Source organism: Planococcus maritimus, from assembly GCF_001592825.1.
GTDB lineage: Bacteria > Bacillota > Bacilli > Bacillales_A > Planococcaceae > Planococcus > Planococcus maritimus_C.
On the sequence record NZ_LTZG01000052.1, the window covers coordinates 14,221 to 26,877 of the forward strand.

Annotated in this window: 12 protein-coding genes; 5 read left to right on the plus strand and 7 right to left on the minus strand. The window is 48.4% G+C overall.

The features are described 5' to 3' along the window. Positions 1-66 precede the first annotated feature (66 nt). From AY633_RS14855 to AY633_RS14875, 5 genes are all read right to left on the minus strand, one after another. Positions 67-1,566: a DEAD/DEAH box helicase gene (locus AY633_RS14855; RefSeq protein ID WP_141705942.1), complete on the minus strand. Its 1,500-nt coding sequence runs from the start codon at positions 1,564-1,566 to the stop codon at positions 67-69. A 336-nt stretch (positions 1,567-1,902) separates the two neighbouring features. After that, complete coding sequence (locus tag AY633_RS14860; RefSeq protein WP_068488990.1) at positions 1,903-2,598, minus strand: alpha/beta hydrolase; 696 nt, start codon at positions 2,596-2,598, stop codon at positions 1,903-1,905. Further along, positions 2,595-3,953 (minus strand): UDP-N-acetylmuramoyl-tripeptide--D-alanyl-D-alanine ligase, encoded by a 1,359-nt coding sequence (locus AY633_RS14865; protein ID WP_068488991.1) that lies wholly within the window; start codon positions 3,951-3,953, stop codon positions 2,595-2,597. The genes AY633_RS14860 and AY633_RS14865 overlap by 4 nt, the downstream gene beginning before the upstream one ends. A gap of 13 nt (positions 3,954-3,966) precedes the next feature. Next, positions 3,967-5,037: a D-alanine--D-alanine ligase gene (locus AY633_RS14870; RefSeq protein ID WP_068488992.1), complete on the minus strand. Its 1,071-nt coding sequence runs from the start codon at positions 5,035-5,037 to the stop codon at positions 3,967-3,969. A gap of 249 nt (positions 5,038-5,286) precedes the next feature. Then, a complete protein-coding gene (locus tag AY633_RS14875; protein WP_068488993.1) occupies positions 5,287-6,057 on the minus strand; it encodes a hypothetical protein in 771 nt (256 codons plus the stop codon). A gap of 157 nt (positions 6,058-6,214) precedes the next feature. Here AY633_RS14875 and AY633_RS14880 point away from each other — a divergent pair, with 157 nt between their 5' ends. Then, the gene (locus tag AY633_RS14880; RefSeq protein WP_068488994.1) at positions 6,215-7,396 is read left to right on the plus strand and encodes an FtsW/RodA/SpoVE family cell cycle protein; all 1,182 of its coding nucleotides are present in this window, start codon (positions 6,215-6,217) and stop codon (positions 7,394-7,396) included. A gap of 44 nt (positions 7,397-7,440) precedes the next feature. On the opposite strand, the gene AY633_RS16690 is transcribed toward AY633_RS14880, so the two are convergent. Continuing rightward, positions 7,441-7,584, minus strand: a complete 144-nt coding sequence (locus tag AY633_RS16690; RefSeq protein WP_171900960.1) for an Lmo0850 family protein — start codon at positions 7,582-7,584, stop codon at positions 7,441-7,443. Between the two features lie 284 nt (positions 7,585-7,868). Here AY633_RS16690 and AY633_RS14885 point away from each other — a divergent pair, with 284 nt between their 5' ends. The 4 genes from AY633_RS14885 to AY633_RS14900 all read left to right on the plus strand — a co-directional run bounded on the left by AY633_RS14885 (position 7,869) and on the right by AY633_RS14900 (position 12,241). Continuing rightward, positions 7,869-8,189, plus strand: coding sequence for a metal-sensing transcriptional repressor (locus AY633_RS14885; RefSeq protein ID WP_068488995.1), 321 nt, complete (start codon positions 7,869-7,871; stop codon positions 8,187-8,189). Positions 8,190-8,237: 48 nt separating this feature from the next. Then, entirely contained in the window at positions 8,238-8,459 is a 222-nt protein-coding gene (gene copZ, locus AY633_RS14890) for a copper chaperone CopZ (RefSeq protein WP_068488996.1), read from the plus strand. 66 nt (positions 8,460-8,525) lie between these two features. Beyond that, positions 8,526-10,913: a heavy metal translocating P-type ATPase gene (locus AY633_RS14895; RefSeq protein WP_068488997.1), complete on the plus strand. Its 2,388-nt coding sequence runs from the start codon at positions 8,526-8,528 to the stop codon at positions 10,911-10,913. A 140-nt stretch (positions 10,914-11,053) separates the two neighbouring features. Then, on the plus strand, positions 11,054-12,241 hold the full coding sequence (locus tag AY633_RS14900) for an MFS transporter (RefSeq protein WP_068488998.1): 1,188 nt from the start codon (positions 11,054-11,056) through the stop codon (positions 12,239-12,241). A gap of 36 nt (positions 12,242-12,277) precedes the next feature. On the opposite strand, the gene AY633_RS14905 is transcribed toward AY633_RS14900, so the two are convergent. Further along, positions 12,278-12,595, minus strand: a complete 318-nt coding sequence (locus AY633_RS14905; protein WP_068488999.1) for a DUF5658 family protein — start codon at positions 12,593-12,595, stop codon at positions 12,278-12,280. Positions 12,596-12,657: the final 62 nt, after the last annotated feature.

Sequence of the window (12,657 nt, forward strand, 5' to 3'; positions counted from 1 at the left end):
GACAAAAAAGGCGGAGAATCGGCAATTGCTGCCGGTTCTCCGCCTTTTAATCTTATTGATCGAGTTTTATGATTCGTGACGGCGAGTGCGTCCTGGACGCCCTCCGCCTGAAGGACGGCTTGAGCTTGATGACTCGCGACGGCCTTTATAGCCACCGCCAGACGAGCGTCCGCCGCCTTTGCCTTTGTATCCGCCGCCGGATGAACGTCCGCCGCCTTTACCTTTGTATCCGCCACCGCCACGTGATGGCAATGGGCGTTCTTCAGTAATTTGGACTGGAGCATCTTCCGGGTCTTTCGTTAGCGTTTTAAGCGCTGCTGCAATCAAATCAACTGCATCGTGTTTTTCCAACATTTCTGTTGCAAGCTCACGATAGCTGCCGAGGTTGTTTTTCTCAGTCATTGTTTCCAATTGTTCCATAGCAACGCGCTGAAGTCCGATAACCGCTTCATCAGCAGTTGGAGGAACTAAAGCTTCCATTTTTTTCTTCGTTGTTCTTTCAACGATAGACAAGTAGCCCATTTCGCGTGGTGTAACGAAAGTGACAGCTACACCTTTTTTACCGGCACGGCCAGTACGGCCGATACGGTGAACATAGCTTTCAGGGTCTTGTGGAATATCGAAGTTGTAGACGTGAGATACGCCTGAGATATCAAGTCCACGTGCTGCTACGTCAGTCGCAACAAGAATATCGATCTTGTTTGCTTTAAATTGCTTCAAAACCGACATACGCTTCGCCTGGCTAAGGTCGCCGTGAATTCCTTCAGCTAGGTAGCCGCGAATGTTTAATGCATGTGCCAATTCATCAACGCGGCGCTTCGTGCGCCCGAAGACGATTGCGAGTTCCGGCTGGTGAACGTTCAACAAGCGGGAAAGGATGTCGAATTTTTCGCGTTCTACGGACTTTACGAAAAACTGTTCGATGTTTTCGACAGTCATTTCTTTCGACTTGATTTTGACAATTTCAGGTGTCTTCATGAATTTTTCTGCAATGCGGCGGATTGGGTCCGGCATCGTAGCAGAGAACAGAAGCGTCTGACGGGTTTCAGGGACATTCGACATGATTGACTGAATGTCTTCGATGAAGCCCATGTTCAGCATTTCATCAGCTTCATCCAACACAAGCGTATTGACGTTATCAAGCTTCAACGTGCGGCGGTTGATATGGTCAAGCAAACGACCAGGTGTGCCGACGATGATTTGAGGGCGGTTTTTCAAAGCTCGGATCTGACGGCCAATTTCCTGGCCACCGAATACGGACAAAATACGCACGTTTTTATCTTTACCTAGTCTGTAAAGCTCTTCAGAAACTTGGATTGCCAATTCGCGTGTCGGTGCAATGACCAAACCTTGCACATTTCCGTCACGTGTGTCGATTTTCTCGATCAACGGAATACCGAAAGCGGTTGTTTTACCAGTACCTGTTTGTGCTTGCCCGATAATGTCTTTGCCTTCCATGCCTAGGCGGATTGTGCCTTCCTGGATAGGTGTCGCTTCCTCAAAGCCCATACGTCTTACGGATTTCAATGTTGTTTCGCTGATGTTTAGATCTGCAAATTTAACCAAATTTTTTCAATCTCCTTTTGTCTTCATCTTATTTACAAATGGTACACATTTTAGATGAATTTATGACAAGGTCGAGCCTTTATTAAGAACTTTCACGTCGAAAATCATGCTCTGGAGTTTTAAGTCAGAGGGGATGTGTGAACAGGAAAAGCTCGGTCGTTGCCGAGCGGTCTGCACAGCGGGGTTGGTTTCCCCAGTAAGTAGAACAAACCGTTTATGCTCAAAAAAAACCTCTTCACGAAGGAAGAGTGTCTCAAAAATGTATCCATTGCTCTAAACAGAATATCATGCTTCCCATCGACATGCAATTGATATGGAAAGGTTCCAATTATCAGTTTACTGTTCCCCGCACATAAATTGCAGGGCTTTCGGGAACCATTCAGCGGCATCATCGCTATAGCAGATCAAATGCTTGCCGGTCGCCGAATGGTAAAGATGCTTTTCCGCCGAGCCTAAGTGATCGTAAATATGCTGTGCTGCAGACGGCGGGACGACGCTGTCTTTTTCGCCTTGGACGATGAAAGCCGGCACATCGATCAATCGATAATACGGCTCGACGGTCTTGACGACACGCAGGAATTCTATCGTCGAGCGGATCGGGGTGTTGCGGAATTTGTATTCATATAGATGGTACAAGGCATTTTGGTTGATGCGCTTGCCGACCAGGTCGCGTACGGCTTCCCGCACTTCTTCGCGGATTTGCACAGGGCTGATGTATTTCACCGCCGCACTCAACAGGACCAATCGATCGATTTTATAGCGCATCGATAAATACATTGCAATCAGCCCGCCCATCGAGAAGCCGACAATGATGACGCGGTCGGCTTTCGCTTTCAATCGCTTCAGCGCAAGCTCCGCTTCCATCATCCACACTTCAGCACTTTGTTCGCCGAGCTCGAGCTTTTCCCCGTGTCCCGGCAAGGTTGGAATTTCGATAATCCAATCCGTCTGCTCGCTTAAGTAATCAGCAAACGGTTCGACTTCAAACGGCCCGCCGGTAAAGCCATGGATGCACAAGACGCCGGTTTTCATTGGCTTGTGAATGGTTCGATCACTTTTTCAAGCGCCATGCCGCGCGAACCTTTAACGAGAACGGCTGTGTCTTTCTTCAGGTTCTTCGCCAATAAGTCGATGATCGGCCCGTAATCGTCTTCGCTCCACAATAATTTCCCTTCATAAGAAGTCGACAGTTTCTCATAAAGCCATTTCATGCGCGGACCGTACAAGCAGACGCCTTCCAGTTCTGGACCGATTGAACTTGCTAATTCTTCATGAAATTGCTGTTCGTTTTCGCCGAGTTCGAGCATATCGCCAAGGACGACCCATTTGGACTCTTTCATCGTCGTCTCACGGATAAAGTTCAGCGCCGCTTTTACAGAAGTCGGAGCCGCATTGTACGCATCGTTGATAAAAACTGCACCATTATCGGCCGCAATCAGCTGCATCCGCATATCGGTCAATGCCGCATTTTTTAAGGACCGGCGAATTTCTTCTTCGGTTAATCCGGCTTCGAGAGCGATTAAAATCGCTGACAACGTGTTTTTCACTTGATGTTCGCCAAGGACCGGTATAGAAAATTTCGCGTCGATGATGCCATTGACTAAAAAGCTGCTGCCATCTTCGGTAGCTTGGATGTCGCCCACACTCAATTCATTGTCTGGGCCAAAGCCAAACGATACCGCTTGCGTAAAATCTTCGACAAAAGGCAATAACAAGGGCTCATCGCCATCATAGAAAAGCTTGCCATGCTGTTCGAGCCCGGCGACGATTTCAAATTTCGCCTCGGCGATGCCTTCTCTTGATCCAAGGTCCTGCATATGCGCTTCGCCGATGTTAGTAATGACGGCATAATCAGGACGCGCCAACTCCGACAGAAATTGAATCTGCCCAAAGCCGCTCATGCCCATCTCAAGAACTACGTATTTCGTGTCTTCATCTAAGGACAAGATCGTTAACGGCAATCCTAATTCGTTGTTAAAATTGCCCTGCGTTTTCTGGACTTTGTAGTATGGTTTCAAAACGCTCGCAACCAAGTCTTTCGTTGAAGTCTTGCCATTTGAGCCGGTAATGCCAATGACGGTCGCTTTCAATTCATTGCGGTAAGCGCGCGCCATTTCCTGCAATGCCTTCTCGCAATCATCGACGATTAATAGCGGCAAGTCAGACGGCGGTTCCGGCTCATCACGTTGCCACAACGCAGCGGCAGCCCCTGCTTCAATCGCATAGCGGACATATTTATGTCCATTGGCATTTTCGCCGCGGAACGGAATGAACAAATCGCCCGGCTTCAGCGTCCGCGTATTGATCGACACGCCAGTCACTTCAATCCCTTTTAAATTCGTTTTGATGTCCAGCCATGTGGCTATCTGTTCAATCGTTTTTTTCATCGGTTCTCCCCACTCAATCCATTTTAAATTGTAATAATTGTTTGTCTTCGTAACGTTCAATCGCGAGCTCAATCAGTTTCTCGATCAAATCAGGATACTCAAGGCCGGTATGCTGCCACAATAGCGGGAACATGCTGAACGGTGTAAATCCTGGCAAGGTGTTGACTTCATTGATGATGATCTCGTGGCTTTCTGTCACGAAAAAGTCCGCGCGCACAAGTCCTGTACAATCGAGAATCTTGAATGCTTTTTTCGCTGAATCGACGAGTTCTGCGTAGACTGCTTCCGGCAGTTCTGCCGGGATGATCATCGCCGTATTGCCGTCTTTGTATTTTGCCTGGTAATCGTAGAAAGCTTTTAAGGGTTTGATCTCGCCGGCTACCGAGCATTCCGGTGCGTCATTGCCGAGGACGCCGACTTCGATTTCACGTCCGACAACGCCTTGTTCGATGACGATTTTGCGGTCGAATTTGAGCGCCTCGTCCACAGCAACAATTAGTTCGGCGCGCGATTCCGCTTTGCTAATGCCGACACTAGAACCCAGGTTTGCCGGTTTAACGAATACTGGCCATGTGAGCTCTTGCTCGACTTTGTCTAGCCACTGTCCTTGGTTATTTTTCCAGTCACGGCGCAGGAAATAAACATAAGGGGTTTGGTTCAAGCCCGCCTGGTCGAATAATTGTTTCATCACGACTTTATCCATGCCCGCAGATGAAGCTAAAACCCCGTTGCCGACGTATGGCAAGTTCATCACTTCAAGCAAACCTTGCACGGTTCCGTCTTCCCCGTTTGGCCCATGAAGCAAAGGAATGATGACATCTAGCGCGGGTTCCTCATCAGTCGGAAGAAAACCGGAAATATCATTCGGGCGTTCGCCGTTCCCCGGCAATTGCAGTTCTTCTATAGAAGAAACCGCTCCAGTTAAAGGTGTGCCTTTTCGCCATTCGCCTTCTTGCGTGATATAAACTGGATAAACTTCGTATTTATTAAAATCAAGCGCTTTGGAGAAGGCGCTGGCTGTTGTCAACGACACTTCATGTTCAGCGGATTTGCCGCCGTATAAAAGCCCAATTCGTTTTTTCATTAGAGACCCTCATTTCGTTTTACATATTGCTTAGTTTATCACGAACGCTGTCAGCCGAAAAATTTTTTTGCCAACGGCTGTAAAATCATACTGTATTAAGTTAGGTTGTAAAATTAGATAGCATAAAAGAAAGTGGTAAATCCGCTCCAGGCGGACGCCTCCCACTCTTTCATCTGACCTATTTAAATAAACAGTCACGAAGCCTTTTAACTTCGGCAAATAAAAATGATACCCGCGTCTTACCGAGTATCATTTCCAGGCTTTCAGTTTTCGATCGTAGACAATTCGTCCCGATAGCGGCTTGCGGATTGTTTCCGCTAGGTCTTCCCAAAATTCATCCATAAAATCAATTTCGCCGACCGTCCGGACGTGAAGTTCGATCGTGTTTTTGGTTTTCTCGGGATCTGCTAAAGACAACAAGACCCCTTCCCCCATTTCCAGGCGCAGCTTATTAAAATGTTCTTTCGGAAGCTGTGGGACCAAGTCTTTCGTTCTGCGGCGGAAAAAATGCTGGCCACTCGTTTCCTTGCGGATGATTTGCGTAAAATGATTGGCGATTAGGGCGTTAAGTTTTTCCATACGCCGGAAATAGATCTTTGTCCATTCCTTTTCTTCGCCAGCTAGATACGCATATTCGTTTTGCAAGCTTGTAAAAAACGGGCTTTTTACCGGTTCTTTTTTATGGCCCAAATAAAGAAGTTCTGCCTGTTCCTGGGCCGTCAACGAGTTCAATTGCTTTTCGCTGCGGAAATCGATCCAGCAGAATTCACTTTTTCGATTGGATCGCGCCCGCTTTAACTGGCCGTATTCTTCTTTCGTCGCAAAATCCAAGTGGGTGTGCATATTAAATGATGCTTCCTCGTAAGGGTGCTTCAACAGCAATAGGTTTTCCGGCATATCGACCGCTTCTAGGAAGTGCTCAAAGCCAAAGCCGCTGAATAGCGCCATTCGATCCGCTTCGCTCACATAGATATATAAATGTTGTATGTAAAAATCCGTCTTCAACGGCTTTTTCTCCATGTGCCCCACTCCATTTCCTTTCTTATTATACGGGTTGTACGGCTGTTAGGAAACATTCCTGTTTTCAAATCGTCATTACTTTTTGCATGCGCATTAGTTTCGCGTATGCTGTATAATGATGGGCGTTATAGATTAAGAAAAGTATGGGTGAATTGATATGCAAACTAACAAGAGCTTTTCCGATCGCTTTGATTGGTCGCTCACTTTTATATTATTTCTGTTTTTCATCGTCAGTTTGGTCGCGATTTCTTCTGCCCAGACTTCGGGGCAGTATTTAACCAATTTTGTTCCGCGCCAGGCGCTGTTTTACATTGTGTCAGCTGGGATGATTGCGGTGTTGATGTATTTTGATACCGATCAGTACAAAAAAATGGCCTATTACCTTTATGGTGCAGGCTTAGTGCTATTACTTGCCTTGATGATCGCACCGGATGGACAGGGCCAGATCGCACAGCCGATCAACGGGGCCAAAGCTTGGTTCCACACGCCATTCGTTAACATCCAGCCAGCCGAGTTCATGAAAACCTTCTATATCCTAGCGCTGGCGAAAATGATTTCTGCGCATCATGAGCGTCATTTGCTGAGGACCCTCAAAACCGATTTGCTGCTGCTCGGGAAAATTGGCTTTATGCTCGGCTTGCCACTCGGCTTTATCCTGCTGCAACCGGACCTTGGAACGGCTCTCGTATTCATCGCCATCACATTGGCCATCGTTATCGTCTCGGGAATTTCATGGAAAATCATTTTGCCAAGCTTTGGCGGCGTCGCGCTCATTGGAGCCACGTTATTATGGATGACGCTCAATATGCAGGACTTGCTTGGGAAGATCGGCTTGAAGCCGTATATGTTTGAGCGGATCTACACTTGGCTCGACCCCTACTCCTATGCAGAGTCAGGCGGCTATAACCTAATTGCCGCCTTGAATGCGATCGGCTCTGGGGAAGTGTTTGGAAAAGGCTATCAAGGTCGCCAAGTTTATGTGCCGGAGAACCATACCGATTTCATCTTCACGGTCATTTCGGAAGACTTCGGCTTTATCGGGGCTAGTGCCGTCATTATATTGTTCTTCATGCTCATTTATCACTTGACGAAGATCACTTTGCAATTCAAAGATACCTTCAGTACCTATGTTTGCGCAGGCATCATTGCGATGATTACGTTCCACGTCTTCCAAAATATCGGCATGACGATTCAATTGCTGCCGATCACCGGGATTCCACTGCCTTTCATCAGCTACGGAGGCAGCTCGTTGATCGGCAATATGCTCGCGCTCGGCGTCGTCTTCAGCATGCGGTTCCATCACAAAAACTATATGTTTGACCGTTCACGTCAAAATTAATATGCTCAATAAAAAAACTCCGGCGCAATGGGCGTCGGAGTTTTTTATGAAGAATGGGATGATGCTTGGGGCGGCTGCGGCAAGGCCAAGGTTTTGCTTAGCTCCACACGGGATTTCGTAATCGTCGCTTGGACGCCAAGTTTTGCCAGATTCGATACAATGTTGCGGATCTCTCCATTTTTAATCATCCATGATCACCTCTTTGAGAGTAGTTGTTGCTAATTGGACGTGTGCGGATCTCGCTGATGTAGTGATTCTATTCGAAATAGTTGACTTTTCTTTATCTACGTATATAATACCATCATTTCAGAGTTTCAAACGTATCAATTTGATGACAAATGCAAACTTTGAGTTAATTTCTTGAATCACATACCCCCTTCAGGTATACTCGAGGTGTAATCAAAACTGTTTACTAGTTGATTAGATTAAAGCCGGCGAGTGGATCGCTAACCGAAAATTGGAGGGGTTTTGAATGAGTGAATTAATTGAAGAAACGCCATCTGTTGATGCTTGCCGAAAGAGCCATCACTCCGCTTCGGTCAAACGGGATTTGACGAACCGGCTGAACCGCATCGAAGGGCAAGTGCGCGGCATCAAAGGCATGGTGGACCGGGACGTTTATTGTGATGACATCATCACGCAATTAGCAGCTACTCAGTCTGCCTTGAACAGCGTGACGAAAGTGCTTCTCGACGGCCATTTAAAGGGCTGCGTCAAAGATCGCCTCGCTTCAGGAGATGAAGAGATCCTGGACGAACTTCTTGTCACATTTCAAAAGCTAATGAGAAAATAATAGATAAAGGAAGCGAATTGCTTACCTTTTACCAAGGAGGAATTATTCATGAAAGAGCAAGTACAATTGCAAGTGAGCGGCATGAGCTGCCAGCATTGTGTTAAAGCGGTAGAAGACAGCGTCGGTGCATTGTCCGGTGTTGAAAAAGTCGATGTGTCACTTGAGCAAGGCGCAGTGGATGTCACGTACGACAACTCGAACGTTGATGTGGCGCAAATTGCCTCTGCTATTGAAGATCAAGGCTATGATGTAGCGGCATTAAGCGAATAACTGCGGAAACGCAGTTATTTTTTTCAAAACTATATACCCCTATAAGGTATGGAGGCGAAATCCCGTATGGCAACTAAACAAACAGAGCTACCTATAACTGGCATGACTTGTGCAGCGTGTGCCAACCGAGTTGAAAAAGGTTTGCAGAAACTTCCTGGCGTGTCACAAGCAACTGTCAATTTCGCAACCGAAAAAGCATCGGTCCACTTTGACGACGAGCAATCCAAACTAAGCGACCTGCATCAAAAAGTCGAACAGCTCGGCTACGGTATCCAGCAAGAAGAAGTGGATTTTTCGATCCAAGGAATGACTTGCGCAAACTGCTCTGCACGAATCGAAAAGGCGCTGAACCGAATGGAAGGCGTCGACACTGCGACAATCAATTTGGCACTTGAAAGCGGTCATGTGGTCTATAACGCAGGAACCTTAACCCCTGAAGCGTTTGTCCAAAAAATCCAATCGCTCGGCTATGACGCCGTACTCGAGCAGGACCAACAGGAAGCGACCGATTACAAAGAGCAGGAAATCAAAAAGAAAACCCGCCTGTTCTGGATATCTGCCGCTTTCTCACTGCCGCTCCTGTGGACGATGTTCAGTCACTTCACGTTCACCTCTTGGATGTACGTTCCTGAATTCCTGATGAACCCATTCATGCAATGGGCGCTCGCAACACCGGTGCAGTTCTGGATTGGCGCGACGTTCTACAAAGGTGCCTACTTCGCATTGAAAAACAAAAGCGCCAATATGGACGTGTTGGTCGCACTCGGTACATCGGCCGCCTATTTCTACAGTGTTTACCTTGTCCTCGCTAACTTAGAGATGGGCCACAGTATGGGCTTGTATTTCGAAACGAGCGCTGTCTTGATCACCTTAATCGTGCTCGGGAAAGTATTTGAAGCTCGCGCGAAAGGCCGCTCGTCCGATGCCATCAAAAAACTGATGAAACTGCAGCCGCAGCACGCACTCGTTGAACGTGGCGAAGAATTCGTCAGTGTTCCGATTGGAGACGTCAAAGAAGGCGATGTGCTGTTGATCAAACCCGGTGCTTCCATCCCGGTCGATGCAGCAGTGATCTCTGGCAGCTCCGCCGTCGATGAATCAATGCTGACCGGTGAAAGCTTGCCGGTCGATAAAACACCAGGCGATGCGGTGTATGCCGCGACTGTTAATGCCAATGGTTCATTGAAAGTGCGCGCCGATAAGATTGGCAATGACACGGTGTTATCGAATATCATCCGCGTCGTTGAACAAGCACAAGGATCAAAAGCGCCAATCCAGCGTTTAGCAGACCAAATTTCAGGCATCTTCGTGCCGATTGTCGTTGGAATCGCAGCCGTGACTTTCTTGATCTGGTACTTCCTGGTCGCTCCTGGCGATTTCAGTGCGGCGCTGACCAGCACGATCGCCGTTCTCGTCATCGCCTGCCCTTGTGCGCTCGGGCTTGCGACTCCGACCTCAATTATGGCCGGTTCCGGGCGCGCCGCTGAACAAGGGGTCTTGTTCAAGACGGCGGAATCACTGGAGACGACCAAGCATATCGACACGATTGTGCTCGATAAAACCGGCACCATCACAAATGGCAAACCGGTCGTCACCGACTTTATCCTAGCGTCAGGTTTCGACGAACACCGGGTGAAACGGCTCGTTGCTAGCGCCGAACATGAATCCGAACATCCCGTCGCCCAAGCGATTGCGGACTTCGGGGACAGCGGACTTGCAGTTGACAGATTTGAAGCCGTCCCGGGACAAGGCATCAAAGCCCATGTCGATGGCCAGGAGATCTGGGTCGGGAACCGCCGCTTACTCGAAGGCTTGACTATCGATGAGCACGCGGCCGAACACTTGGAGCAAGACGGCAAGACCGCCATGTTCATTGCCATCGATGGGAACTATGCGGGTCTGATTGCCGTCGCAGATACAATCAAAGATTCCGCAAAAGCCGCTGTCGAAGAAATGAAACACATGGGACTGCATGTTGTTATGCTAACGGGCGATCAGCAGCGCACCGCAGACGCCATTGCCCGGCAAATTGGGATCGATGAAGTTGTAGCGGGCGTATTGCCGGCAGAAAAAGCAGGACATGTCGCAAAACTTCAAGAACAGGGACGCAAAGTCGCAATGGCAGGAGATGGTTTGAACGATGCCCCTGCGCTTGCGACCGCCGACATCGGTATGGCCATGGGCACCGGCACGGCAATCGCCATGGAAGCAGCCGACATTACCTTGATGCAAGGCGATCTGATGCGTGTCGCAGATGCTGTCCGCATGAGCCGCCTCACCGTCCGCAATATTAAGCAAAACTTATTCTGGGCACTCGCCTACAATTCGGTCGGCATCCCGATTGCGGCAGCCGGATTTCTTGCACCGTGGCTAGCGGGTGCGGCGATGGCTTTCAGTTCCGTTTCCGTTGTCATGAACGCCTTGCGTTTGCAACGCGTAAAATTGAATAAGTAAACGATCTCGAAAGCTCCCGGCTTCCATCAGGCTGCCAGGAGCTTTTTTTCGTTTTCATCTTTTTCCGACTGCCGTTGTTCTAAGCGGCAAACAAGAGTAAAATGAACACACCAGTCTTTCTAGAAAGCAGGAATTCCTTTATGAAGAAAACCATTTTATTGCTCATGTCCGTCCAATTTTTCGTCTATCTTGGCTTCGGCTTGATCATCCCGATCCTCCCTGAAGTAATCGTCCAGCAAGGCTATGCGGACATCCATGTCGGGGGATTGATCACGATATACGCCCTTTCCTCCTTTTTTACCGCGCCGCTATGGGGCAGATTGTCCGACCGCACCGGCCGCAAGAAACTGATTTTGGTCGGGCTTGCCGGCTTTGCGCTCAGTTTTTTCCTGTTCTCTTTGTTTCTCGATAATCTCGCTTTATTGTATATGTCGCGCGTCATCGGTGGCTTGTTCTCAGGGGCGCTTTATACAGCCGTCACAGGCTATGTGGCAGATATCACGACAGACGAAGAACGCAATAAATACATGGGCCTCCTCGGTATGTCCATCGGCCTCGGCTTTATCTTCGGTCCGGCGATCGGCGGCTTGCTCGGTGCGGTCTCTCTGTCCTTGCCATTTACCGCATCAGCTGTCCTCGTGCTGCTGTTGATGATCTATGCAAGCATCGTCTTGAAAGAACCGGTCCGCAAAGGCGAAGCAGTCAAACGCAAGCTGTTGCCAAAAGGCGCCAGTACACTTTGGCATTACCGCATCCGTTATTTGTTCCTGTTCTCCTTCATGGTGACCTTCCTGCTTGCAGGTTTGGAGTCGACATTCCAATTGTTCCAAATCGACCAAATTGAGATCACTCCACTACAGCTCGGTTACTTGTTCATGGCATCAGGCTTTGTCGATGCTGCGATCCAAGGCGGCGTTGTCCGGCGCGTGAAAAATGGGACGGAGACGAAATGGATCATCGGGGCACAGATTGTCACGGCTCTCGGCCTGGTGCTATTGCCGTTTACGACCAGCCTGGTATTTGCCGGCGTTGCGCTAAGCATCTTCACTGCCGGAAACGCCCTCGCGCGCACCGTGCTCGTTTCGCTCACTTCAAAAGAAGCGGGCGGCAAGTACGGGACCGCTGCCGGCATGACCTACTCGATGGACAATCTCGGGCGCATTATCGGCCCGCTGTTTTTCACTTGGCTACTCACGATGCAATCTGGCGCCATCTATTATCTTTCCGGTACCCTCGCCATATTGAGCATTGTCTTGATTATCCTTTTCAGAGTTTCCAAAAAATCTTTACGCTACACGAAAACACAAGCCGAGCAGACGCCGGCATAGAAAATCCCCGGACAGTGCAGCTGTTCGGGGATTTTTCTATAGATAATAAAGAGAAATCCAAATCACATGAAGCAGCAATATGCCGCCATAAACGATATTGGCCACTAAAAGAAAATAACGCCAGAGCCTGGATTCGAGTCGCACAAGTGAGGTAAATAGAAACGCGGCAAGGCAAACCGATAACAAAAGTTTAACCGTAAAGACCGCAAGCGGCGACAATCCGCTAAGCAAAGGATTCGCTTCTTCAATCGCTCCTGTAAGCAGTCCCCAATAGGTCAAAATCCCATCTACTAAATTCAATACGACCAATGCCCCAATCGGTTTTTTCAACGGCGTTGATATCGGCTTGGACATGTCACGCACCCCTCTTTCCTGTTAATTATTTTTTTTATGGATAAAAAAGGCATCCAATCAGT